The 23,756-nt window shown below is 70.6% G+C and carries 26 protein-coding genes; 13 read left to right on the top strand and 13 right to left on the bottom strand.

The features are described 5' to 3' along the window. The first annotated feature begins 14 nt into the window (after positions 1 to 14). From ACQPWU_RS34285 to ACQPWU_RS34255, 7 genes are read left to right on the top strand one after another with little or no spacing between them, the layout of a single operon-like run. Entirely contained in the window at positions 15 to 266 is a 252-nt protein-coding gene (locus ACQPWU_RS34285; protein ID WP_433429243.1) for a phosphopantetheine-binding protein, read from the top strand. 10 nt (positions 267 to 276) lie between these two features. Then, positions 277 to 1,098 (top strand): cupin domain-containing protein, encoded by an 822-nt coding sequence (locus ACQPWU_RS34280; protein ID WP_433429241.1) that lies wholly within the window; start codon positions 277 to 279, stop codon positions 1,096 to 1,098. Continuing rightward, positions 1,095 to 2,357: a beta-ketoacyl-[acyl-carrier-protein] synthase family protein gene (locus ACQPWU_RS34275; protein ID WP_433429239.1), complete on the top strand. Its 1,263-nt coding sequence runs from the start codon at positions 1,095 to 1,097 to the stop codon at positions 2,355 to 2,357. The genes ACQPWU_RS34280 and ACQPWU_RS34275 overlap by 4 nt, the downstream gene beginning before the upstream one ends. Further along, entirely contained in the window at positions 2,357 to 3,583 is a 1,227-nt protein-coding gene (locus ACQPWU_RS34270; protein WP_433429237.1) for a beta-ketoacyl synthase N-terminal-like domain-containing protein, read from the top strand. Before ACQPWU_RS34275 ends, ACQPWU_RS34270 begins: the two co-directional genes overlap by 1 nt. Further along, a complete protein-coding gene (locus ACQPWU_RS34265; protein WP_433429235.1) occupies positions 3,580 to 4,323 on the top strand; it encodes an SDR family NAD(P)-dependent oxidoreductase in 744 nt (247 codons plus the stop codon). The genes ACQPWU_RS34270 and ACQPWU_RS34265 overlap by 4 nt, the downstream gene beginning before the upstream one ends. Then, positions 4,323 to 4,628: an antibiotic biosynthesis monooxygenase family protein gene (locus ACQPWU_RS34260; RefSeq protein WP_433429232.1), complete on the top strand. Its 306-nt coding sequence runs from the start codon at positions 4,323 to 4,325 to the stop codon at positions 4,626 to 4,628. The genes ACQPWU_RS34265 and ACQPWU_RS34260 overlap by 1 nt, the downstream gene beginning before the upstream one ends. Positions 4,629 to 4,630: 2 nt before the next feature. After that, positions 4,631 to 4,948, top strand: a complete 318-nt coding sequence (locus tag ACQPWU_RS34255) for an antibiotic biosynthesis monooxygenase family protein (protein WP_433429230.1) — start codon at positions 4,631 to 4,633, stop codon at positions 4,946 to 4,948. Positions 4,949 to 5,396: 448 nt separating this feature from the next. On the opposite strand, the gene ACQPWU_RS34250 is transcribed toward ACQPWU_RS34255, so the two are convergent. Both ACQPWU_RS34250 and ACQPWU_RS34245 read right to left on the bottom strand, forming a co-directional pair. Next, positions 5,397 to 6,317: a S1C family serine protease gene (locus tag ACQPWU_RS34250; RefSeq protein ID WP_433429227.1), complete on the bottom strand. Its 921-nt coding sequence runs from the start codon at positions 6,315 to 6,317 to the stop codon at positions 5,397 to 5,399. Positions 6,318 to 6,771: 454 nt separating this feature from the next. Then, positions 6,772 to 7,803: an Rv2578c family radical SAM protein gene (locus ACQPWU_RS34245; RefSeq protein ID WP_433429225.1), complete on the bottom strand. Its 1,032-nt coding sequence runs from the start codon at positions 7,801 to 7,803 to the stop codon at positions 6,772 to 6,774. A gap of 134 nt (positions 7,804 to 7,937) precedes the next feature. On the opposite strand from ACQPWU_RS34245, the gene ACQPWU_RS34240 reads away from it, so the two are divergent. Next, positions 7,938 to 8,219, top strand: a complete 282-nt coding sequence (locus ACQPWU_RS34240) for a DUF3040 domain-containing protein (protein ID WP_360706429.1) — start codon at positions 7,938 to 7,940, stop codon at positions 8,217 to 8,219. Between the two features lie 157 nt (positions 8,220 to 8,376). Here the strand turns inward: ACQPWU_RS34240 and ACQPWU_RS34235 are convergent, their stop codons facing one another. The 9 genes from ACQPWU_RS34235 to ACQPWU_RS34195 form a co-directional block, all read right to left on the bottom strand. After that, the gene (locus ACQPWU_RS34235) at positions 8,377 to 9,234 is read right to left on the bottom strand and encodes a polysaccharide deacetylase family protein (RefSeq protein WP_433429222.1); all 858 of its coding nucleotides are present in this window, start codon (positions 9,232 to 9,234) and stop codon (positions 8,377 to 8,379) included. Positions 9,235 to 9,341: 107 nt separating this feature from the next. Continuing rightward, positions 9,342 to 9,830 carry an OsmC family protein gene (locus tag ACQPWU_RS34230; RefSeq protein ID WP_433429220.1) on the bottom strand — a complete coding sequence of 163 codons (489 nt, stop codon included), beginning with the start codon at positions 9,828 to 9,830 and terminating at the stop codon, positions 9,342 to 9,344. Then, on the bottom strand, positions 9,827 to 10,471 hold the full coding sequence (locus ACQPWU_RS34225) for a GntR family transcriptional regulator (RefSeq protein WP_433429217.1): 645 nt from the start codon (positions 10,469 to 10,471) through the stop codon (positions 9,827 to 9,829). The genes ACQPWU_RS34230 and ACQPWU_RS34225 overlap by 4 nt, the downstream gene beginning before the upstream one ends. A 181-nt stretch (positions 10,472 to 10,652) precedes the next feature. After that, on the bottom strand, positions 10,653 to 11,933 hold the full coding sequence (locus tag ACQPWU_RS34220) for a M24 family metallopeptidase (protein WP_433429214.1): 1,281 nt from the start codon (positions 11,931 to 11,933) through the stop codon (positions 10,653 to 10,655). 43 nt (positions 11,934 to 11,976) lie between these two features. Further along, on the bottom strand, positions 11,977 to 13,551 hold the full coding sequence (locus ACQPWU_RS34215) for a penicillin-binding transpeptidase domain-containing protein (RefSeq protein ID WP_433429211.1): 1,575 nt from the start codon (positions 13,549 to 13,551) through the stop codon (positions 11,977 to 11,979). A 52-nt stretch (positions 13,552 to 13,603) separates the two neighbouring features. Next, positions 13,604 to 14,263, bottom strand: coding sequence for a lysophospholipid acyltransferase family protein (locus ACQPWU_RS34210; RefSeq protein ID WP_360709497.1), 660 nt, complete (start codon positions 14,261 to 14,263; stop codon positions 13,604 to 13,606). A gap of 253 nt (positions 14,264 to 14,516) precedes the next feature. Then, positions 14,517 to 15,113 (bottom strand): NUDIX hydrolase, encoded by a 597-nt coding sequence (locus ACQPWU_RS34205; protein ID WP_433429208.1) that lies wholly within the window; start codon positions 15,111 to 15,113, stop codon positions 14,517 to 14,519. 24 nt (positions 15,114 to 15,137) lie between these two features. Continuing rightward, positions 15,138 to 16,310, bottom strand: a complete 1,173-nt coding sequence (locus ACQPWU_RS34200; protein ID WP_433429206.1) for a sensor histidine kinase — start codon at positions 16,308 to 16,310, stop codon at positions 15,138 to 15,140. Beyond that, the gene (locus tag ACQPWU_RS34195) at positions 16,307 to 16,960 is read right to left on the bottom strand and encodes a response regulator transcription factor (protein ID WP_433429203.1); all 654 of its coding nucleotides are present in this window, start codon (positions 16,958 to 16,960) and stop codon (positions 16,307 to 16,309) included. The genes ACQPWU_RS34200 and ACQPWU_RS34195 overlap by 4 nt, the downstream gene beginning before the upstream one ends. Positions 16,961 to 17,109: 149 nt before the next feature. On the opposite strand from ACQPWU_RS34195, the gene ACQPWU_RS34190 reads away from it, so the two are divergent. Genes ACQPWU_RS34190 through ACQPWU_RS34175 form a run of 4 tightly spaced genes read left to right on the top strand, consistent with a single transcriptional unit; the run spans position 17,110 to position 20,634 of the window. After that, positions 17,110 to 17,631, top strand: coding sequence for a hypothetical protein (locus tag ACQPWU_RS34190; RefSeq protein ID WP_433429200.1), 522 nt, complete (start codon positions 17,110 to 17,112; stop codon positions 17,629 to 17,631). Beyond that, positions 17,628 to 18,686 (top strand): peptidoglycan-binding protein, encoded by a 1,059-nt coding sequence (locus ACQPWU_RS34185; protein ID WP_433429198.1) that lies wholly within the window; start codon positions 17,628 to 17,630, stop codon positions 18,684 to 18,686. The genes ACQPWU_RS34190 and ACQPWU_RS34185 overlap by 4 nt, the downstream gene beginning before the upstream one ends. An 8-nt stretch (positions 18,687 to 18,694) precedes the next feature. Beyond that, positions 18,695 to 19,420, top strand: a complete 726-nt coding sequence (locus ACQPWU_RS34180) for an ABC transporter ATP-binding protein (RefSeq protein ID WP_433429195.1) — start codon at positions 18,695 to 18,697, stop codon at positions 19,418 to 19,420. Next, on the top strand, positions 19,417 to 20,634 hold the full coding sequence (locus ACQPWU_RS34175) for an ABC transporter permease (RefSeq protein WP_433429193.1): 1,218 nt from the start codon (positions 19,417 to 19,419) through the stop codon (positions 20,632 to 20,634). The genes ACQPWU_RS34180 and ACQPWU_RS34175 overlap by 4 nt, the downstream gene beginning before the upstream one ends. Positions 20,635 to 20,684: 50 nt before the next feature. Here the strand turns inward: ACQPWU_RS34175 and ACQPWU_RS34170 are convergent, their stop codons facing one another. Both ACQPWU_RS34170 and ACQPWU_RS34165 read right to left on the bottom strand, forming a co-directional pair. Beyond that, the gene (locus ACQPWU_RS34170) at positions 20,685 to 21,011 is read right to left on the bottom strand and encodes a hypothetical protein (protein WP_433429190.1); all 327 of its coding nucleotides are present in this window, start codon (positions 21,009 to 21,011) and stop codon (positions 20,685 to 20,687) included. Positions 21,012 to 21,098: 87 nt separating this feature from the next. Then, a complete protein-coding gene (locus ACQPWU_RS34165; RefSeq protein WP_433429187.1) occupies positions 21,099 to 23,105 on the bottom strand; it encodes a HelD family protein in 2,007 nt (668 codons plus the stop codon). A 39-nt stretch (positions 23,106 to 23,144) separates the two neighbouring features. Here ACQPWU_RS34165 and ACQPWU_RS34160 point away from each other — a divergent pair, with 39 nt between their 5' ends. After that, positions 23,145 to 23,750 (top strand): TetR family transcriptional regulator, encoded by a 606-nt coding sequence (locus ACQPWU_RS34160; protein WP_433429184.1) that lies wholly within the window; start codon positions 23,145 to 23,147, stop codon positions 23,748 to 23,750. The last annotated feature ends 6 nt before the right edge of the window (positions 23,751 to 23,756 follow it).

The raw sequence follows: 23,756 nt of genomic DNA, 5'->3' as shown, positions 1-23,756 counted from the left end.
AGAGGAATCCGAACATGGCAGAGAGATTCACCGACCACGACCTCCGCAAGCTGCTCGCGGCGGTCGGCCTGGACCAGAGCCTGAGCGAGAGCGAGCTCAGCCGATCGTTCGAGGAACTGGGGCTCGACTCGCTGGCGCGGATGGAGATCGCCACCCGTATCCAGGACGACCACGACGTGGACGTGGAGGCGGATCTCACCGCCGACAACACGCCCGAAGACCTCATGCGCATGGTCAATGCGCGGCTTACCACCGCTCAATCCTGAAAGGCCGAACATGATCGGGCACACCGACAACTTCATCGACATCGCCGCCCCCATCGGGTACGTGTTCGCTCAGACCAACGACGTCCGCAGCTGGCCGGACCTGTTCTCGGAATACGCCAAGGCCGAGATCCTCGAGGAGAGCGAGAACTCGGTCACGTTCAGGCTCACCATGCACCCCGACGAGCAGGACCGAGTGTGGTCGTGGGTCTCCACCCGCACCTGGGAGACCAGTACCTGGACGGTCAGGTCCCGGCGTGTCGAGAAGGGCGCCTTCGAGTTCATGAACATCACCTGGACCTTTGAGGAGCTGGAGCCTGACGTCACCCGGATGCGCTGGGTGCAGGACTTCGAGATGAGGCCCGACGCCCCGCTGGACACCGCGGGCATGACCGAACGAATCAACGCCAACACCACGATCCAGATGAACCTGATCAAGGAGAAGGTGGAGAAGCGCCGCCGGGCCGTCGTCGGTTTCTTCGACGTCCCGTCCAACCGCCGCCGTGGCGGGGACCTGCGTACCGTGCTGTCGCCGGCGACGGTCGGCTCCTCCTCGGGATTCTGCGGGGCTGTACGGCTGGCACCGGGCGAGCGGGTCTCCGAGCACTACCACCCTTACTCCGAGGAGTACCTGTTCGTCGCCTCCGGCGCCCTGCGAGTGGACCTCGATGGCGAGCCCGTGTCCGTCGGGCAGGAGCAGGCGTTGCTCATCCCCCGCAACGTACGCCACCGGCTGGTCAACACCGGCGACGGTGACGCGCTGGCGGTCTTCTACCTCAGCCCCCTCGCGCCACGCCCGGAGCTCGGCCATGTGGACACCGAGGAGGCGTCATGAGGCGGGCCGTCGTCACAGGCATCGGCGTGGTGGCACCAGGCGGACCGTCCCGCGAGGAGTTCTGGCACCGCATCATCGACGGCAAGCCGGCCATCCGGCGGATCAGCGCCTTCGACCCGACCCCGTTCCGCTCTCAGATCGCCGCCGAGGTGGACTTCGAACCGAGCAGGTACGGGCTGACACCCCGTGACGTCCGGCGGATGGACCGCTTCGTCCAGATGGCGGTGGCGTGCGCCGAGGAGGCGATGACGGAATCGGGGCCGGACCTGATGGTCACCAGCCCGGAGAGGGTCGGCGTGTCCCTCGGATCGGCCGTGGGCGCCACGATCACGCTCGAGGACGAGTACGTCGTCGCCAGCGACCACGGGCTCGACTGGGTGGTGGACCACCGGCACGCCCAGCCGTTCCTCTACCAGGCGCTGGTGCCGTCCAGCGCGGCCACGGAACTGGCGGTCCGATACGGCCTGCACGGCCCGGCCGCGGTGATCTCCACCGGCTGCACCTCGGGCATCGACTCGATCGGACACGCTCTCGCCCTCATCCAGGACGGCGAGGCCGACGTCATGATCGCGGGGGCTTCCGACGCCCCCATCTCACCGATCACCGTCGCCTGCTTCGACGCCATCAGGGCGACAACGCCGGAGAACGGCTCGCCTGAGCAGGCATCCAGACCCTTCGACAACGACAGGAAGGGATTCGTCCTCGGCGAGGGCGCCGCAGTCTTCGTCATCGAGGAGCTGGAGCACGCCAGATCGAGGGGGGCCAAGGTCTACTGCGAGATCACCGGGTACGCCGCCCGAGCCAACGGCTTCCACATGACGGGCCTGCGGCCCGACGGCCTCGAACTCGGCCTGGCGGTCGCCGACGCCCTGGACCAGGCCAAGGTGAATCCCGAGGACGTCGGATACATCAGCGCGCACGGCTCGGGCACCAAGCAGAACGACCGGCACGAGACGGCCGCCTACAAGCGGGCCATGGGAGAGGCCGCCAGGAACGTTCCCATCAGCTCGATCAAGTCGGTGGTGGGGCACTCGCTCGGCGCCATCGGCTCGATCGAGATGGCCGCCTGCGCCCTGGTGATCGACCGGGGAATCGTGCCGCCCACCGCCAACCTGCACACGCCGGACCCGGAATGCGACCTGGACTACACGCCGCTCGAGGCGCGCGAGGTCAGGGCCGACCACGTACTGTCGGCGGGAAGTGGATTCGGCGGGTTCCAGTCCGCCATGGTGTTCTCCCGGCTCGCGGCGGCGGCCTGATGGAGCGTCGTGTCGTCATCACCGGGCTCGGCGTCGTCGCACCCACGGGCGTGGGCGTCGCCAAGCACTGGGAGAGCAGCCTGGGCGGCGCCTGCCGTGTCTCCACGATCTCCTCCTTCGACGCGTCCAAGCTGCCCGTGCGGCTCGCGGGCCAGGTTGATGATTTCGAGGAGGCGGAGTTCGTCGAGGGACGACTCTCCGTACAGACAGACCGATGGAGCTGGATGGCTCTGGCGGCTACCGAGCTCGCACTAGCGGATGCAGGACTCGATCCGGCGGAGGAGGACCCGTACCGGCTGTCGGTGATCACTGCCAGCGCATCCGGCGGAAACGCCTTCGGACAGCGGGAGATCCAGGCGCTCTGGCGTCACGGGCCCCGGCGGGTGAGCGCCTACCAGTCGATCGGCTGGTTCTACGCGGCGAGCAGCGGCCAGGTCTCCATCAAACACCAGCTCAAGGGTGCCTGCGGGGTGCTGGTGGCGGACGCGGCGGGAGGCATCGACGCTGTCAGCTCCGCCTGCCGTCAAATCCGCCGGGGCCTCGACGTGGTCGTCGTGGGAGGCACCGAGGCGCCGCTTTCGCCGTACGCGCTCGCCTGCCAGGCGAGCCAGGCGACGCTCAGCTGCGACGACGATCCAGCCACCGCCTACCGGCCGTTCGCTCCCGATGCGACGGGCTACGTGCCGGGCGAGGGAGGTGCGTTGCTGATCGCCGAAGAACGAGAGCATGCCGTACGGCGAGGTGCCCCGCGGATCTACGCCGAGATCACCGGAACGGCCTCGACCCACGACGGTTTCCACGTCACCGACGCTTCCCCCGGTCACCGGCAGTTGGCGCGCGCGATGCGGGAGGCGCTGGAGCGCGCGGACTGCATGCCCGACGAGGTGGGGGTGGTCTTCGCCGACGGCGCGGGAGATCCCGAGCTGGACCGGTTGGAGACGGCCGCGATCTTGGAGGTGTTCGGCGGGCGGCGGGTGCCGGTGACCGTTCCCAAGACCATGACAGGGCGGCTGTACTCCGGCGCAGCACCGCTCGACCTGGCCTGGGCGGCGCTCGCACTCGCCCACAAGGTCATACCGCCGTCGGTCAACCTGGCCCACAACGAGGACCTGGACCTGGTGACCGCCGCGAGACCCGCCCCGGACCTGACGACTGCTCTCGTGGTGGCGCGCGGTACGGGCGGGTTCAACGCCGCCGCCGTTCTCTCTCTGAAGGGGATGCCATGAGCACCGAATTCGACCTGACGGGCAGGCACGTTCTCGTGACCGGCGGATCGCGTGGCATCGGCCGTGCCGTCGTGCTCGCTCTCGCGCACGCAGGAGCGAAGGTGACCGCCTGCTACACGTCACGATCGGAGGCCGTCGCCACGCTGGACAAGACCCTCGCCGACCTCGGCGCCGACTACCAGCTGGTCCGGGCCGACGTCAGCAAGCCCGGTGAGGTGGGCGTCCTGGTCGATCGCGCGTACGAGCGCTTCGGCGTGATCGACGGCATCGTCAACAACGCGGGCGTCGTCAGCCACCGGACCATCGAAACCCTGGAGCTCGACGAGTGGCGGCGCATCCTGGACGTCAACCTCACCGCGATGTACCTCGTGGTGCAGGCGGCGCTGACCAGGCTCGGCCCGGACGCCTCGATCGTCAACGTCACCTCCGCCGTGGCCTTCCGCGGCATGGCCGCACGGATCCACTACACGGCGGCCAAGGCGGGTGTCGCCGGGCTCACCCGGTCGATGTGCAAGGAGCTCGGGCAGCGCGGGATCCGGGTGAACGCCGTCGCACCCGGGCTGGTCGACACCGACCAGATGGCCGGCGTCCCGCAGGCGGCCAAGGACCGCTACACAGCGATGATCGCGCTGGGCCGGATCGGCGAGCCCGCCGAGCAGTCCGGCCCCGTGCTTTTCCTGCTCAGCAGGGCTGCTCGGTACGTCACAGGAGCGACGCTGCACGTCGACGGAGGAATCTGATGATCAGAGCCCACCTGCGGATGCGGGTGAAGCCCGGCAAAGAGCGTGCCTTCGAAAAGGCTTGGTGGAAGGTGGCCCTGGCCACCAGCTACAACCCCGGCAACCTGGGCCAGGCGCTGCTGCGCGACACCGAGCCCTCCTCCTTCGTCATCACCAGCGACTGGATCAGTGTGGAGGCTTTCCGCGCGTTCGAGCGCAGCCCCGAACAGGACGCACTCACCGCTCCCCTGCGCGATCTCCGGGAGTCGGCCGAGATGTGCGTGTACGAGATCGTCCATCACGTGGAGCCCTGGAGAGGAAGTTAGACATGACCACACGGGTGATGGTTTTCGCGACCGTCAAGGAAGGCGACGAGCTGGCCTTCGAGCAGGCGTACTCCGAGGTCGCCAACAAGGTGGCGGGCACGCCGGGACACATTCGCGACGAACTGCTTCTGGACGGCAGCCGGCCCGGAGGGTACATCCTGCTCAGCGAGTGGGAGAGCAAGGAGCATTTCCTGGCCTGGGAGGACGCCCCGATCCACAAGGAGACCACGACGCCGATGCGCCCCTACTGGGCAGGCCGGGTCGAGCGACGGATCTACCCGGTGCGGGCCACGGCGAACGGAGTGCGGTCCGACTCGTGAAACCTGCCGCATGATCGATCGCCCTCAAAGCACGAGCCAGGCGATCAACAGGACTACCGGACGGCGCCGGCGCGACGGCTGCTCACATGCCGTACGGCTGGCGCCTACGGCCTTCCACGGCCACGCGGTGAGCCGGATGCGCGAGTCCCAGACTGGTCGAGCAGCAGTCGCCTCCCACACGGTGAGCACGGCACTGAGAAGCGTTGCCGGTATGGCAATGACGACGGTGTGGTTCTGCCGGGGACGCGGTGCCCGCTGCGCACCCGGCTCCGGTCACCGGTTCAGGTCCACCGGTTCAGGTCCACCGGGTGGGGTCCACCGGGTGGGGGTCCACCGGGTTGGGACGCCAGCACCCATGACCTACCCGGCTCCTGAACGCACGCCCGGGTTCACCCGGTCCACCGGCTCCGGCAGCGAGACCTCAACACCAGTGAAATGGTCCACGCGTTCAGACGCCGGACCCCGTGAGCTCCACCGGCTCGGCGATGACATCGACGAGTGCGCCGTTCCGGTAGACGGTGATCGGCAGAGGCTGCCCGATCGCGTCGGCGAACATCAGCCGCTGCAGGCTCTGCGCGTCGCCCACCGGGCTGCGGCCCGCGCTCAGCACCAGGTCGCCGGCGCGTAGCCCGGCCTGGTGAGCGGGCGAGCCCGGCACCACCTCCACCACGCGCAGCGCTCCCGCCTGCCCGGTACGCCGCCGCAACGGCTCGGGCAGCGGCGCGGGCGAGGTGACCAGACCAAGGAACGCCCGCCTGACCCGCCCGTCCCTGATCAGCGCGGCGATGATGGCGCGGGTCGTGCTGTTCATCGGCACGGCGAGCCCCACGCCCACCCCGGCAACCGCCGTGTTGATCCCGACCACCCGCGCCTGAGAGTCGGCCAGCGCGCCGCCCGAGTTACCCGGGTTGAGCGCGGCGTCGGTCTGGATCACGTCCTCGATGAGCCGTACGGCCGAGCCGCTGCGCGCCGGCAACGACCGCCCCAGCCCCGACACCACCCCGGCCGTCACCGACCCGGCCAGCCCGAGCGGGTTGCCCACGGCCACCACGAGCTGGCCGACGACCAGCTCGTCACTGTCACCCAGCGTGGCGGGCTCGGGGGTGGCCGTCTGCGCCCTGATCACCGCCAGATCCGACAGCGGGTCCCGCCCGACCACGATGAAGTCCCCCGAAGTCCCGTCGGCGAACGCGACGGTACCGTCCCGGGAGGATCCGACCACGTGCGCGTTGGTCAGCAGGAACCCGTCGGCGGTGAACACCACCGCGGACCCGCTGCCCCGGCCCGCCCGCACGCTGGCCACTTTCGGCAGCAACTCGGCCGCCACGGAAGAGACGACGCGCGAGTAGGCGTCAAGGGGATCCGCCATCACGTGCACTCCTTTGCTTACAGGATTACACGTTAACTCGTGAAATGCCGATGCGCATTCCGGCAAAGGGCCACGGTTCGCCGGGCCAGAGCCCCGCGAACCTCAACCCGCCGTTGCTACGTGGCCATCATTGCCGGGCGCGGTCCGACAAGCGCGGGAACTCCGCCCACGGTGAAACTCCGGCAGTGAGCGGAGTTCTGTGCAGCGGAGAGGCTTCGACGGCGAGCGGAGTTCTGTGCGCAGTGGACTTCAACGCCAAGCGGACCTCCGAGCAAGGAGGGCCCTGACGGCGAGCGGAGTTCTGTGTGCGGAGGGGCTTCGATGGCGCGCACGGTGCCGGTCGGCGAGGCGGCGGAGCTCGCCACCATGGACGCGGCGGGTATGCGAGCTCCGCTGGCTAGGGCCATGACCCGCTGAGCGGCCTGCCGGCCGACGACGAGTGTGGGGGAGGACGTCACAGCAGACGCAGTTGCTCCGGTCGGTCCGGAACGGGCGCGGGCCGGGGCGGCAGGCGGCGGGCCATGGCAGGGGTGGCGCGGCCGACGCCGTGGCGTTCGGCCAGTTCCTTGACGAGGCCCGTCACGCGCTCCTGGTACGCCTTCGGCGCGTACGCGCCCCGCCCGTACAGCTCCAGATATCGGGGCACCAGGCGCGGATGCTCGCGCGACAGCCACCCCAGCCACCACTCCCGCGCCCCCGGCCGCAGGTGGAGGACGATCGGGGCGATGTGGGTGGCGCCGGAGGCCGCGATCTCCTTGACGGTGGCCTCCAGCTGGATGGGGGAGTCGGTGAGGTAGGGGAGGATCGGGGCCATCAGGACGCCGCAGGCGATGCCGTTGTCGTTGAGCGTCGCGCAGGTCTCCAGGCGTCTGCGCGGGTTGGGCGTGCCGGGCTCCACCGCGCGCCACATCGCCGGGTCGACGAAGCCGACGGACAGGTTGGTGCTCACGTCCGTGACGTCGGCGGCCTCTGTCAGCAGGTCGAGGTCCCGCAGGATCAGAGTGCCCTTGGTCAGGACCGAGAACGGGTTGCGGGCGTCGCGCAACGCGGACAGGATGCCGCGCATCAGCTGGTAGCGGCCCTCCGCGCGCTGGTAGCAGTCGACATTGGTGCCCATGGCCACGTGGTGGCCGCCCCAGCGGGGCGAGGCCAGCTCCTTGCGGGCCAGCTCGGCGGCGTTGACCTTGACGACGATTTTCGAGTCGAAGTCAGCACCGGCATCAAAATCTAGATACTCGTGCGTCTTTCGGGCAAAACAGTAAATGCAGCGATGAGTGCACCCACGATAGGGGTTGATCGTGTATTCGAACGGGACCCGGCTGGCCCCAGGAACCCGGTTAATGATGGATCTGGCCCGGATCTCGTAGAAGGTCATCCCCTTGAACTCGGGCGTGTCGAACGTGCGGGTGACCGCACCGCGGGCGAACAGCGGCACGGCCGGATCGTCCCGGCCAGGCCCGGCCAGGCGCAGGTTGTCCCAGCGCATGCCATGATTAGAACAAAGGTTCGAGCTTGATCGCAAACCGAAAAGGGGTTGCAATTAACTGGTCAGGTGGGGGCTAATGATCTTCAGGGTTGGGCAGAAAGACGTCGCAGAGCTTGCGTTCGGGAGGTGCACCTATGGCCTGGTCGCAGGACGAGGAGCGGATGCTTGCCCAGATTGAGCAGCACCTCGTCGACGACGATCCGCGACTCGTCGCACGGCTGGAGTCGTTCAATGATCGAGTGCGTCGCAGTGAGGAGAAGGCCAAGGGGCAGCGAGTGCGCCGGCACCGGCCGCGCCGCTCGACGGTCATCATCCTGATCAGCTGGCTCCTCATCGCCACCTTGGTCGCCACGCTTCTGATCATGGTCCTCCGCCACGAGGCCGCCGCCGCACTGGCCCTGGCCGCCTCCTTCTGACCACGGCACTCCTCCCGCTCATCGCATACCTCCCGCCCCCTGCTGACGACGGCGCCCCGCCACTCCCCGGCCGCCACCCCCAGGAACCACTCAGGCCGCTCTCTCTGGTTGTCGCCCTTCGGCTGCCGTAGCGTGGGCTCCCGAGACCGGGGGCACCTTAGGCCGCGCCCTCGCCCCCTGCTGAGGCGGTCCAAGCCGCCTTGAGGGCTCTGTAGTCCAGCACGACGATCCCTTCCCGCTCGAGGAGCTCGCGCGCCTCCGGCGAGGTGAGGAACTCGTAGTCGGTCCGTCGCACACGCCACCCGTCAGGATCGATGGCCCGGGCCTCCTCGTCCCCCAGCCCCGGATGGACGGCCCACTCGCTCAGCCCGGACGGCAGCTCGCGCAGCAGCCTCGCGTACGTGCCCGCCTTGTCGTCGAGACCGAGCCCGAAGCTGTCCAGGAACTCGTGCTCCACCACCGGCAGCCCACGCGCCCGCAGTTTCCGGCGCGCCGGGTCGAGCCACGCCCGCACCGCCAGGCCGTACTCGTCGGCCAGCGCCACAGTCAGATCGAAGATGTCGGCACGTCCGCCGTCGGCCAGGCAGTGCCAGTCGAGGTGGGTCGGCGCCGGCCCGGCGTCCGTCACCGCTGCGATCTGCGCGCGGAACTCCCGCTCCACCTCGTCGAGCCGGGCCTGCGCGAGCAACTCCGGTATGCGGTCCGGGGCGAACAGCTCACCCGTCCTGTCGAGCAAGGACGGCACCTTCTCCTTCCCCGCCAACGGCCCCCACCGGCGACGGGGCATCTCGCACACCAGCGTCAGATGGATCCCGAAGGGGATCTCCGGCCGCTCCCGCAGCAGGTCCATGGCGTGCCCCGCCGCCGGGCAGGGCGGCATGAGGCTGCACGAACTGGAGATCCCCTCCTCGATCGAGCGCACGACCGCCTCGTTGACGGCACGGTACATCCCGAAGTCGTCGTTGTTCACGATCAGCAGACGCGCGTCAGGCTCGAATCCAAGGAGCTCGTTCATGATCCCAGCCTGTCGGGCCGCTAAGGACGGTATCCATCCGTTTTCGCCGCAGGCCGTATCCAAGCGTCACGTACGCGGGCCGGAAGCTTGCCCAACCCGGGGCCGATTCACCAGGCCGCGGCGTTCTGGCCCTCGCTGCGGATGGTCGGCTCGTGACGTACCGGGAAATTCACGGAACTGGCGATGAAGCAGGACTCATGGGCATCTTCGTGCAGCTTGACGGCGGCGTCCACCATGTCCGGCGACGCCACGGTGACCGTCGGGCGCAGCACCACCTCGGTGAAGTGGCCGCCGTCCGCCGTCTCCGCCATGGTGCCGACCGCGTTGTCGACGTACTCGGTGACAACGACGCCCGCCACGGAGCACTTGTGCAGATAAGACAGCATGTGGCACTGCGAGAGCGAGCCGACCAGCAACTGCTCCGGGTTCCAGCGCGACGGGTCGCCGCGGAAGGCGGGGTCGGAGCTGCCCGCGATGGCCTGCGGCCCCTCGGCGGTCAGCTCGTGATCGCGGCCGTAGTCTCGGTAGCCGCTGGTGCCGGTGCCCTTGTCGCCGGTCCAGGTCACGACGATCGGATAGGTGTGCTGGCGGGTCATGCTCGCTCCTCCTCGCTGCGGGTGATGGTTCGGGTGTCGAGTACGTGTGCGCGGGCCACCCTGGCGGCCTCCTCCGCCTGACCGAGGACGATCGCGGCCACGAGCTCCTCGTGCTGGCCTGAGACGTGCGCGGGCCGCGACGGCGGCGCCAGCGAACGCAGCGTGGACACCTGGATCTGGTCCCAGATCCGCTCCAGCGCGTGCAGCGCCATCGAGTTGCCCGCCAGCTCCGCGATCAGGCGGTGGAAACGGCGGTTGAGCCGCACGGCCTCGGCGAACCGCCCCTCGGCGGTGGCGGTCGCCGTCTCGGTCGCGACGTCACGGAGGTCGACGAGGTCGGCGGGGGCGATGCGGCCCTCGCGCTGACGGGTGGCGGCCAGCTCGGCGGTGAGCGCCTCCAGCGCCGCCCGTACCTGATAGGCCTCCTCCAGGTCGCTCCGCTCCAGCGCCACGACCACCACGCCGCGCCCGGAGGGCCGCACGAGGCCGTCGGCGGCGAGCGCCCGCAACGCCTCCCGTACGGGGGTCCGGCTCATCTCCAGAGCGGCCGCGGCCTCCATCTCGGTCAGCCGCGCCCCGGGCGGGTAGGTGCCGTCAAGGATCAACTCCCGCAGCCGGCTCCGTGCCACATCGGTCTGCATGCAACTCAGGTTAGCGGTCTGCGTACATTGCATGCAACGCATGCAATGTATGGATCGTCGGTGTGCCCTGTCCCGGTCGTGTGGTTGCCCGTAAGGTCGATGGCCGCGGTGGGATCCCACGGACACCGGCCGTGAGATCTCGGGCTGCTCGGCCAGGATCGCGCATTCGGAATGCTGCCCTTTATGGATGCGGTACGGCGGGTTCGGGGCTGCGGCTCACGGTGGTGAGCTCAGGTCCGGCGTCGGTGACGATGACATCCTCCTCGTACCCGGCGCCGCCCACGGAATGAACCGCGAGCCTGCGCTCCAGGGCCAGGCACATCCCGGCCTCGGCCCGCTCGCCCGCGTGCGGCCCGTCCTCGATGATCCACGGCGGTTCGAACGACAACCCGAGCCCATGCCCCCAGACCCCGTGCATCTCCGGCTCCGGCAGCCCGTGATGGGCCGCGAACGCCGACTGTTCGAACACCTCCTGGCACCGGCGCGCCACCTCGCCGAAGGGCCGGCCGGGCCGCAGCAGCTCGATCCCGGCCAGGACGCTGTCACGCACCGCGTCGAGCAGCCGCCGCTGCTCCGTGGTCGGCTCCTCGCCGACGACCCACGTACGGGCCAGGTCGAACAGGTAGCCGTGCACCGAGCCGTAAAGATCGATCCTGAGCAGATCGCCCGCCGCGAGCCGCCGGCCGGCGGAATAGGGTGCCGGGCCGGAGGCGGCGAACGTGTGGGACTCGGCGCCGGACGAGATGCCCATGCCGGAGTAGACGCCGCCCGCCCGGACGATCTCGGCGACGGCGGCGGCGGCCACGTCGGCCTCCGTCGCGCCCGGCTCGGCGGCGTCCCTGGCGGCGGCCATCGCGCGCACGCCCAGCGCTCCGGAGGCGCGCAGCAGGTCCAGCTCGGCCGGGCTCTTGATCCGGCGCGCCTCCCAGGCCAGCTCGTCGGCACACACCAGGTCGTGCCCGGGCAGCACCGAGCGCAGGCGGCACCACCAGGGCGCGGCCATCGCCTCGCAGCCGATCAACGCGACCCTGCCGGGCCGGATCCAGGCCCTGATCTGCTCGGCGAGCGCGTCCACGAGGTCGGCCGCGACCCGCAACTGCGCCACCGGCCGCGGCTCCTGGAGATCTCCTGAGTCGGTGATGAGCACGGCCGCGACACGAGCGCGGCCCTCCCTGAGGGCCGCGCTCCAGCCGGTGCGTTCCGCGTGGCCGTTCGAGATCGCCGGGGGAACGTCCACGGGCAGCACCACTGCCGCGTGACCCCGCGCCCGCCAGCGGCCAGGAGAGTCGGGGACGAAGGGCTGGTGCTGGTAGAAGCCCGTGAGGTGGTAGACGTCGGCGTAACGGTCCTGCCCGGATCCGCCTCTGGACCAGGCCACGACCCCGTGGAAGCCGTCACGCGCGGCCAGCCGCCTCATCGCCTCCTGACGCGCCGCGTACTCCTCGGCACCGATTGCCACCACAATCGACCCCTGCCCCGCACCGGCGCGTCCAAGCAGGAAGGCGTCACAGCGCCTTGAGGAAGGCCGCCGCCACCGGCGCCGCGACCTTGCCGCCCGCGCCGCCACCCTCCACGACCACCGCGAACGCCACATCCCCCTTGAACCCCATGAACCAGGCGTGGGTGTTCAGGTCGTCGCCGGTGCCGTACTCGGCCGTGCCGGTCTTGCCGTGCGTCCCGGCGGGCAGCCCCGCGGCCTTGGCCGTGCCCTTGGACACCACGGCCGCCATCATCTCGTGCAGCTTCTCCTTCACCCCGTCCGGCAGCGCGCGCTCCTCGGCCTTCTGCTTCAGCGAGGGCACGAGCGTCGGCGGCCGCCAGGTGCCGTCGGCGATGGCGGCGGCCACCGAGGCCATGGTCAGGGGGCTGGCCGTGATCCTGCCCTGCCCGAACGCCTCCGCGGCCAGCTCGGCGTCGGACTGGGCCTTGGGGAAGCTGGCCTTGGTGGCCGGCACCCCGATGTTCAGCTGTTGGTTGAAGCCGACGTCCTCGGCCACTTCGAGCAGCTTGTCGGCGCCCAGCTTCTGCTCGGCCAGCGGCGCGAACGTGGTGTTGCACGAATGCGCGAACGAGTCGAGGAACGACAGCGACCCGAACGCCTCCTTGTCGGAATTGCGGATCTTCAGCCCGCCGACGGTCGAGTACATCGGGCACGTCACCGAGTCCTGCGGCGACATCCCGGCCGCGAGCAGCCCGATCGCCGTGACCGCCTTGAACGTCGAGCCGGGCGGGTAGCGGCCGTCCAGGGCCCGGTTGAAGCCGCCCTGGTTGTTCACCACGGCCAGGATCTCGCCCGTGGACGGCTTGATCGCCACCATGGAGGTGGGTTTCTTCATGTCCTTGACCGCCCCCACGGCCGCGGCCTGCGCGTGGGGATCGAGCGTGGTCTGCACGGGCTCGCCGTCGGAGCCCTCGATGGTCGTCAGTGTCTTGCCGCCGAGCTGGATCTCGGTGGCCGGCGTGCCCGCCAGCTGCTTCTGGAACGTCTCCTGCAGCCCGCCGCGCCCGACGGCCTGGCCGACCTTGTAAGAGGCGCCGAGCTTGGCCACGTCCTTCTTGGTGGCCTTGTCGAGGTAGCCGACCAGCTGCTGTACCGATCCGCCGACCGTGCCCGTGTCGATCCGGCCTCCGTCGGCGTCGGTGATCTCGGCCCGGTCCGGCCAGCGCGTCTTGAGCGCGAAGGCGGCCCCGGCGGCCATGGACGGGTGCAGCGTCGCCGGCTTCCAGTCGACCTTCCACGCGCGGTCGGCCACCATGAGGTCGATCTGGCCCTGGTAGGACCACTTGCCGATGTTCTTGAGCGTCAGGGTCGCGGTGTACGGGGCGCGGGCCCGGTCGTCGGTCTCTGTGATCTTGCCGAGCTGAATCGCGGTGGACTCGACCGCGAGCGCGCTGCGTAGCTGGTCGTACGCGCTGAGCTGCTGCGGCCTGGCCAGCAGGGCCGTCATGGCGGCCTTGTCGCCCGTCTGCCAGGCGGCGGCGAAGCGCTGCGCCGTCTCGGCGGGTGTGCCCCTCGTGTGCAGCACGTAGTACGCGCCACCGGCCGCGGCCCCCACCGCGAGCACGACGGCGCCGGACACGATCGCGATGGTACGACCCCGCGCCACTAGATCCCCCTGACCCTCGACGACTTCAGGACTGGCCGTTGGCGGCCTTGACGCTGGCCGCGTAGGCCGGCACGTATTCCTGGCCCGACAGCTTCTGGATGGCGGTCATGATCTCGTCGGTCACCGCCCGACGGTCGCGTGCCTTCGTGTGGTCGCCCTCGAACCGCAGGGGCTCCCCGATGGCGATGCCGATCCGCGCGGGCCTGGGCACCTTCGAGCCGACGGGCAGCACCTTCTCGGTGCCGCTCAGCGCCACCGGCAGCACCGGAGCGCCCGTCTTGAGCGCCAGCCAGGCCACCCCGACCTTGCCCCGGTAGAGGCGGCCGTCGGGGGAGCGGGTGCCCTCCGGGTGGATGCCGAACAGCTCGCCCCGCTCCAGCAGCTCGGCGGCGGCGTCGAGCATCGCCTGCGCGGCGTGCGCGCTCTCCCGGTCGATCGGCAGACTGCCGCCCAGCCGCATGAAGAACCCGGAGACGGGGTTGCCGTCGAAGTACTCGTTCTTGGCGGTGAACGTCACGTGCCGCGGCAGCAGCGCCGGCAGCAGGAACGAGTCGAGCACCGACAGGTGGTTGGCGGCCAGGATCGCGGGCCCGCTCCTGGGCACGTGCGCCGCGCCGGTGATGTGCGGCCGGCACATCGCGTGGGCGAGCGGCGCGGCGGCGAACTTGACCACTTCGTACAGCAACGAGCTCTCCTGATCATCGAGCGGTCGGCCACCCCACCATAAAGCAGGCGCCCCGCCCGAGGGGCGGGACGCCTGGGAAAAGCCGTTTAGGCCGATGTGGCGGTCGCCTCCTCGGCGAGATGCACAACACGGCTCCAGCCGAACGGTATTCCGTGAAGGCGGTAATTTGCGGCCCGGGGGACACAGACCACATCGGCCATTCGATGCTAACGGACATCCGGCGATCGCTATTCCACCGGACCCCAAGATTCGGTCAGGTTCTCGTCCAGGGAGGCTGAACCACGTCGAAGACCCGCTGCTCGCGGCCACGTAGGGCAACCTCGGCAAATTGCCACAAAATCGCCCCCGTCGGTGCGTGAACCACGATCGAGGGCCCCAGCGGCATCTGCAGCAGCTCCCCGTGCCAGCGTGGCACCCCCGGCCTCAGGAACCACTCCAGCGGCACGGCGTGCACCGAGGCCACCTCACGGGGGTCGGCCACCGGCTCCTGCGTGCCGCCGAACGCCACGACCGGCGTGATCACGAATCCCGAGTCGGTGACGAAGTCGTCGAGCAGCCCGGCCACCTCGACCCCGGCGAGGCCCGTCTCCTCCTCCAGCTCGCGCAGCGCCGCCTCCACCGGCCGCTCCCCGTCGTCGAGCCGCCCGCCGGGCAGCGCCCACTGCCCGGGGTTGCGGCCGCGGGCGGCCCGCTTGATCAGGACCGTGTACGGGGCTCGCTCGGCGTCCTCCAGCACGCACACGGTGACGGCGGCCCTGCGCACCCCGCCGGTGGGCGGGACCTCGCGGCGGTCGAAGGCGGCCAGATGGGATCTGATCTGCTCGCGCAGTTGGTCGATCGGCGACAGCACCTCTCAAGAATCGCACGCCGGCTCTCACAGAGACTGGCGCGGCAGCCGTACCGTGACGCTCAGCCCGCCCTCGGGCCGGGCGGCCGCGCCGACCTGGCCGCCGTGCGCCCGCACGATGGCCCGCACGATCGACAACCCCAGCCCCGCGCCTCTGGACGAGCGCACCCGGTCGCCCTGGCTCCGGCTGAACGGCTCGAACAGGTCGTCCACCTCGTACGGCGGCACCAGCGGCCCGGTGTTGCCTACCGTGATGACCGCGTCCCCATCCTCCTGCCCGAGCGCGAGCCAGATCTCACCGTCGCGCACGTTGTACTTGATCGCGTTCTCCAGCAGGTTGAACACGCACCGCTCCAGGAACAGCGGGTCACCCTCGACCAGCACCGGGCGCAGGTCCTGGTGCAGGGTGACGGGCCGCTTGCGCGGCTGGAGGTCGATCTGCTCGAGCACGGTCCGTACGACCTGCTCCAGGTCCACCCACTTGCGCACGGTGAGCTCCTGCTCCGACTGCGCGAGCAGCAGCAGGCCCTCGATGAGCCGCTCGTAGCGGGCGTTGGTGCCCAGCAGCGCCCTGGCCAGAGCCTTCAGGTCCTCCGACGCGGCCGGCTCCTCCAGCGACACCTCCAGCACCGTGCGGTTGATCGCCAGCGGGGTGCGCAGCTCATGCGAGGCGTTGGCGATGAAGCGCCGCTGCGCGTCGAACACCCCGTGCAGCCGGTCCAGCATCGCGTCGAACGTGTCGGCCAGGCGCCTCACCTCGTCGGGCGGGCCCTTCAGGCCGATCCGCTCGTGCAACGTGCTCTCCGACAGCCGCTGCGCCGTCTCCGTCACCCGGTCCAGCGGGCGCAGCGCCCGGTCGGCCACCACGTACCCGAGCACGAGCGCGACGACGCCGACCAGGATCATCGCGAGCATGGACCAGCGCACCATGTCGCTCAGCACGCTCTCGGCCCGGTACACGATGTCGCCCTGGAAAACGCCGTCCTCGAACATCGGGCGCTGCGCGACCATGTCGGGACGCGGGTTCGTGATCTTGCTGATGCCCACGACGAACTGCTGGTTCAGCGCCTGCCCGGTGATGAGGTACGTGACCCAGAGCAGGATCGAACCGGCCACGAAGAACAGGCCGCCATAGAGCAACGTGAGCCGCAGCCGCAGCCTCCTCCTGCTCCACCACAGCCGCCAGGCCTCGGGGATCAAAGCCGGTATCCCTTGCCGGGCACGTTCTGGATCGCGGCCGGCACCCCGAGCTTCTTGCGTAACGACGTGATCGTGACCCGCAGCGCGCCCGTGCCGGCGTCGGCGTACTCGTCCCAGACGCTCTTGCGCAGTTCCCCGGAGGTGACCAGCTCGCCGTCCGCGCTGAGCAGCACGCGCAGCACGTCGAACTCCTTGCGGTTCAGCGACACGGGATGCCCGTCCCTGGTGACCGTGCGGCGGGCCGGGTCGAGCGCGATGCCGTCGCGTTCGAGCGGCGGGACCGCGGAGCGGGGCGCTCTGCGGGCCAGCGCCCGGACCCGGGCCACCAGCTCGGCGAACGCGAACGGCTTGACCAGGTAGTCGTCGGCTCCGATGGCCAGGCCGTCGACCTTGTCGCGGATCTGCGCGGCCGCGGTCAGCATGAGCACCCGGCCGCCCCCGCCGCCCTCGCGCAGGCGCCTGCACACGTCGTCGCCGTGCACCTCCGGCAGGTCCCGGTCGAGCACCACCACGTCGTAGTCCACGTACGCGGCCATCTCGAGGGCGTCCTGCCCGTCGTAGGCCACGTCGACGGCGATCGCGTGCAGCCTGAGCCCGTGCGCCACCGCGTCAGCCAGCCGTTCCTCGTCCTCGACGACAAGCACCCGCATCGCCGGCCCCTTTCCTCTGACACAAGAGCGTGACGGAACACGTGTTAGCCGCAGGTAAGCGCTGAGGGCTTATCCGGTTCTAGCACCCTGTGGGCTGAAGTTAGGCCGCGCCTCGGGCGAAGGACCCGGGGCGCGGAGGAGTGAGTGACATGAACGTACGGCTTTTGCTGGCCGCCGTCCCGCTCGCGCTGGCGCTGGCCGCGTGCGGTGGGACGGCGCCCAAGGACGACGGCGTGGTCAGCGCGGGCGGCGGCACCTCGTCCGCCGGGTCGTCGGCCTCCCCGTCGGCCTCGCTGGACCCGCACGAGGCTCAGTTGAAATACGCGCAGTGCATGCGCGAGCACGGCATCAACGTGCCCGATCCGCAGAACGGCCAGCTTCGGGTCGAGGCCGACAAGAGCGTGGGCCGCGAGAAGATGGACAAGGCCCAGAAGGCCTGCCAGCCCATCCTGGAATCGGTCGTCCGCGATCGCACGCCCAGCCCGCAGGACTATGACCAGGCGGTCAAGTTCGCGCAGTGCATGCGCCAGCACGGCATCGACATGCCCGACCCCAAGCCGGGCGAAGGGATGCGCTTTGAGATCAGGTACGGCTCGGAGCAGAAGATCGAGGCCGCGCACAAGGCCTGCGAGCACCTCGCGCCCGGCGGCGGCAAGGGGAAGACCTCGTGAGGAAGGGACTGCTGCTGGGCGGCGGCACCGTACTGGCCGTCGCCGCGACGTGGACAGCGGTGGCCGTCCTGAACGACGGCGGCACCGATGCCGCCACGCCTGCCAAGCCCCCCGTGCCCGCCACCGCGGAGATCGCCAGGCAGGACCTGGTGGAGACCAAGACCGTGGACGGCGCCCTCACCTACGCCGGTGAGCGCCAGATCGACTCGGGCGCCGCCGGAACGGTGACCTGGGTCGCCGCCCAGGGCGCCGTGATCCGCCGCGGCCGCCCGCTGCTCAAGGTGGACCGTAGGCCACTGGTGCTGATGTACGGCAAGCTGCCGATGTACCGGACGCTGCAGCAGGGCGTGTCCGACGGACCGGACGTGGAGCAGCTCGAGCGCAACCTCAAGGCCCTCGGGTACGGCGACTACCTGACCGTGGACGACCACTTCAGCTACGCCACCGAGCAGGCGGTCAAGGACTGGCAGGACGACAGGGGGCTGGAGGAGACCGGGCGGGTCGACGCGGCCCAGGTCGTGTTCCAGCCCGCCGCCGTACGCGTGACCGAGGTCAAGACCGCAGCCGGCACCAAGACCTCGCCGGGGCGGCAGGCGCTCACGGTGAGCGGCATCCGCCGCCTGGTGCACGTGGACCTGGACACCGGCGACCAGTCGCTGGCGCGCAAGGGCGCCAAAGTCACGGTGACGCTGCCCGGCGGGGAGCGGGTCAGCGGACGGATCACCACGGTCGGGACGGTCGCGGAGACGTCCGGGCAGGGGCAGGACGCGACCACCACCGTCGACGTGGACATCACGCTGGCCAAGCCGCCCAAGACGAAGCTGGACCAGGCGCCGGTCGAGGTGGAGATGGCCAGCGCCCGCCACGCGAACGTGCTGGCCGTGCCGGTCGAGGCGCTGCTGGCGCTGCGCGAGGGCGGGTTCGGGGTCGAGGTGGTGGAAGGCGCGACCAGCCGGATCGTGGCGGTGGAGACGGGGGCGTTCGGGGGCGGCCTCGTCGAGATCAAGGGCGAGGGGCTGGCCGAGGGCATGAAGGTCGGGGTACCCGCCCAGTGAATGAGCACGTGAACGATCAAGAAGCCGTCGTGGAGCTGCACGGGGTGACGAAGACGTACCCCGGCGACGTGCACGCTCTGCGCGGCGTGGACCTGACGATCGCCCGCGGCGACCTGCTGGCCATCGTGGGCCCGTCGGGGTCCGGCAAGTCGACCATGCTCCACATGATCGGCACCCTCGACCGCCCGAGCACCGGCACCGTGCTCGTCGCCGGCCACGACGTCGCCACCTTGTCCGACCGGGAGCTGTCCGCGCTGCGCTCGCGCACCCTGGGCTTCGTCTTCCAGCAGTTCCACCTGTCGCCCGGCGTCAGCGCGCTGGACAACGTGGCCGACGGCCTCCTCTACACCGGCACGGGCCGGCGCGCCCGCCGCGAGCGCGCCGCCGAGGCGCTGGAACGGGTCGGGCTCGGCCACCGGCTGCGGCACAAGCCGTCGGAGCTGTCCGGCGGCGAGCAGCAGCGGGTAGCGGTCGCCCGGGCCGTGGCGGGTGACCCGCCGCTGCTGCTGGCCGACGAGCCCACCGGCAACCTGGACTCCCACGCCGGCGCCGACGTGCTGGCCGTGCTGGCGGACCTGCACGAGTCCGGCACCACCATCGCCATCATCACCCACGACGCCGAGATCGCCGGCTGGTGCCCCCGCCAGGTGCGCATGCGCGACGGCCTCATCGTCGACGGTCACGAGCACGATCATCTGAGCCCCGTGGAGCTCTTGAGAGGAGCCCGGCGTTGAACCACCACGACCGCCACCAGGGCAGGCAGCGGCTCGCGCCAGGCAGGCTCAGTCCGGGCGACGTGCTCCGGGTCGGGGCCGCCGGGCTGCGTGCCCGCCCCACGAGGGTGATCCTGTCGGCGCTCGGCATCGCCATCGGCATCGCGACGATGATCGCCGTGATCGGGATCTCGTCCTCCTCACGGGAGCAGCTCCTGCGCCAGCTCGACAAGCTCGGCACCAACCTGCTCACCGTCGCGCCCGGCCAGACCATGTTCGGGGAGAACGCCAAGCTGCCGACCACCGCGCTGGCCATGGTCCAGCGCATCCGCCCGGTGCGGACGGCCGCGGCCACCGGCGCCGTGGAGGCCACCATACGCCGCAACAACCACATTCCCGACGCCGTGACCGGCGGCATCGCCGTACAGGCGGCCAGTACCGACCTGCTGACCGCGCTGGAGGGCGGGGTGGCCAAGGGCACCTGGCTCAACGACGCCACCGCCCGCCAGCCCACCGTCGTGCTCGGTGCGAAGGCGGCCGAACGGCTCGGCCTGACCAGGACCGGGGTCCAGGTGTGGATGGGCGGCCGGTGGTTCACGGTCATCGGGATACTCGGGCCGATGCCGCTGGCGCCGGAGATCGAGCGTTCGGCCCTGGTCGGCTTCCCCGCGGCGCAGGAGCTGCTGGGGTTCGACGGCTACGCCACCACCATCTACGAGCGTTCCTCGGACGAGTCGGTGGAGTCGGTGCGGGAGGTGCTGGCCCGCACCGTGAACCCGGAGAACCCCGAGGAGGTCGCGGTCAGCAGGCCGTCGGACGCCCTGGCCGCCAAGGCCGCCGCCGCGGGCGCCTTCACCAACCTGCTGCTCGGGCTGGGCGCGGTGGCTCTGCTGGTGGGCGGCGTCGGGGTGGCCAACACCATGGTCATCTCGGTGCTGGAGCGCCGCAAGGAGATCGGTCTGCGCCGCTCGCTCGGGGCCACGCGGGGCCAGGTGCGCATCCAGTTCTTGTCGGAGTCGCTGCTGCTGTCGGCCCTGGGCGGCGTGGTGGGCTCGATGCTCGGCGCGCTGGCGACCACGGGATACGCCCTGTCGCGGAACTGGCCGCCGGTCGTCCCGCCGTGGGCCCTGGGCGGCGCGATCGGGGCGACCCTCCTGATCGGCACCCTCGCGGGGCTCTATCCCGCCATGCGGGCCGCCCGCCTGTCTCCCACGGTCGCCCTCGCCACCACCTGAGGTGTACGGCGGGTCCCGGAACCCGCCGTGCACGGGCTCCGGGGCGGTCATCAGGACGACATGCTGCCCACGATGATGGCGCCGAGCACGATGCCGAGGACCATCCCCACGCCGCCGGCGACGGCGGCCCACTTGCCGAGGGGCTCGCCTCGCGTGTGGCCGACGATGCCGAGGACGATGCCGGCCAGCCCGAACAGGATCGGGATGAACAGCACGGCCACCGCCGCGCAGACGAACCCGATGATCGACAGGATCTGGTTGCTCGGTTGCGGCTTCTGGGGAGGTGGCGGCGGCGGATATGGCGGCGGCTGCGGCCACTGCTCATCGCGTGCGTGCGGGGCGTCGTCGCCCTGGTACGGATCCTGCGAAGAGGTCACTGGCGGGCTCCTCTCGAGACGTGAACAACATCACACACCGAAGGCACCCGTCCTGTCGAGCCGAACGAACACGGACATCTACTGAATTCAGATGGCTTCTGCCGGATGGGAAAGCTGAGGTGGCAGGCCCCTGGCGTGTACGACGTCCAGCCGGGAGACGGCGCGGGTGAGGGCGACGTACAGGCGGTTGAGCCCGCGCGGCTCGGCTTCGGCGATGGCGGCGGGCTCGGCCACGATCACGTGGTCGTACTCGAGGCCCTTGACCAGCGAGGCGGGCTGCACACTCAGGTGGCCGTCCACGTCCATGCCCCCGTCCCGGAGCGCGGACGTGAGTGCCTCGACGTCGGCGTCCGCCGCGATCACCCCGATCGATCCCTCGAACGCCAGCGCCTCGCGCACCGCCGCCACCGCTCCCTTCTCCAGTTCGGTCACGCGGGTGACGCGCAGGCGGCCGTCCGAGCGGTACGAGCGGGTCGCGGGCACCTGGACGGCGAGCGCCGTCAGCAGCGTGTTGGCCAGCTCCACCACGGCCGCGGGGACCCTGAAGCCGGTGGTCAAGGCGATGACCTGGCCGTCCGGCTTGCCCAGCAGCGCCATGCGCTCGGGCCACGATGAGGCCGCCCACGGTGTGGTGCCCTGGGCCAGGTCGCCGAGCACGGTGAGCGAGCCGTGCTCGCTGCGCCTGGCCACGACCCTGCACTCCATGGGCGACAGGTCCTGGGCCTCGTCGAGGATGACGTGGCCGTAGCCACGCGGGCGCTCGATGAGGGCGGCGATCTCGTCGAGGAGCACGAGATCTGCGGCCGTCCACTTGGCGCTCTTGACGCTGCGGGGCGGCCTGGCCCAGGTGATGGCCTCCCACTCGGCGTCCGTCAGCACGTCGCCGGCCGCGTCGCCCCGGAGGACCCCGTACAGGACCTCTTCCGGTTTGACGGCGGGCCAGACGGCGTCCAGGAACGGGGTGACGGCGCGGGCGATCTTGCGGGTCCAGGCCGCGTTGGCTGTCCGGCCCCTGGCCTCCGCCTGGCGGCGGATCGCGGAGACCACCCTGGCCTGGACCCGCTCCCGGCCCACCCCGTACGGCAGCGACTCGCGGCGCGTGTCGTCCACGATGCGGCGCAGCTCGTCCTCCGGCACCCGCCACCGGTAGGAGCCGTCGGGCACCGCGACCGGCTCGACCGGCTTGCGGATCCGCCTGTACAGGGCGTTGCGCAGGACCTCGGCCATCCGGACGTCGTGCTTGACGAGCGCGGCGGCCTCGCTGTCCACGGCGGTGACGGGGACGGAGGCGAGCAGGCGCTCCAGGGTGGTCTGCTCGACCTCCATCTCGCCGAGCGCGGGCAGCACGGCGGAGATGTAGCCGAGGAAGGCCCGGTTCGGGCCGAGGACCAGCACGCCGGAGCGTTCGAGCCGCTGCCGGTGCGCGTACAGCAGGTACGCGGCCCGGTGCAGCCCGACCGCCGTCTTGCCGGTGCCCGGTGCGCCCTGGACGCAGATCGAGGTGTCCAGCTCGGCGCGTACGAGGTCGTCCTGCTCCGGCTGGATGGTGGCCACGATGTCGCGCATGGGGCCGACGCGGGGACGTTCGATCTCGGCGGCCAGGATGGCCGACTCGCCTTCCTCGCCCTGTTCGAGCCGTTCGTCCTCAAAGCTCGTCAGCGTCGTCCCCGACCAGCCGAAGCGGCGGCGCACCGCGACGCCCTGCGGGTCGCGGGCACTGGCCCGATAGAACGCCCGCGCGACCGGCGCGCGCCAGTCGATCACCACGGGCGGACCCCCGTGCTCGCCGGTGATGTGCCGCCTGCCGATGTGGTAGGCGCGCCCGCGGTGCTCGGCCGAGCCCTGGCCGAAGTCCAGCCGGCCGAAGAAGGGCGGCCCCTCGGGCTCCTCGCTCAGCTCCTTGGCCAGGCTCTTGAGGTGGCGTCCCAGCCGCTCGGCGCTGTAACGGTCGCCGGCCACGGTCTCACCGACGATCACGTTGTCGCGCGCGCCGTCGAGCATCCTGTGCAGCCCCGCCTTGCAGCGTTCGACGTACTGCCTCTCGTCGTCGAGCGTGCCCACTCGCGCCTCCTCAGAAAGCGTTAACTCGGTCAAGACTTTAACCAGGTTAACGGTTTTTGCTAGAGTCTGCTCATGGCAGGACTACGGGAGCTCCAGCGGCAGCGCGTCCACGAGGCCATCTCGGCGGCGGCCATCGCGCTCTTCCTGGAGCGCGGCTTCGACGAGGTGCCCGTGACGGAGGTGGCGGCGGCGGCGGGCGTCTCGAAACCGACGCTGTTCAAGTACTTCCCGACCAAGGAAGACCTCGTGCTGCACCGGATCGCCGACCATCAGGGCGAGGCCGCCCGCGTCGTGCGGCGGCGAGCGCCGGGCGAGCGGCCGCTGGAGGCGCTGCGACGCCACTTCCTCGACGGGCTCTCCAGGCATGACCCCGTCACGGGACTCAACGACGAGCCGGAGGTGCTGGCCTACCAGCGGATGGTGTACTCCACGCCGAGCCTGGTCGCGCGGCTGTTCCAGCACATGTCGCTGGACGAGCGGGCCCTGGCCGAGGCGCTCGCGGAGACCGTCGACGACCTGACCGCCGATCTGGTCGCCGGGCAGGTGCTGGCCACCCAGCGGGTGCTGGCCCTGCGCAACGTGGAGCTGCTGGCGGAAGGGCGGCCGCTGGCGGAGGTGGAGCGCGAGGCGGTGCGGGCGGCCGAACGCGCCTTCTCGCTCCTTCCCGCCGGCGTGTGAACTGAT

The sequence above is a fragment of the Nonomuraea sp. CA-141351 genome (genome assembly GCF_050944675.1).
Taxonomy (GTDB): domain Bacteria; phylum Actinomycetota; class Actinomycetes; order Streptosporangiales; family Streptosporangiaceae; genus Nonomuraea.
This window is presented reverse-complemented; position numbering and strand designations above follow the sequence as displayed.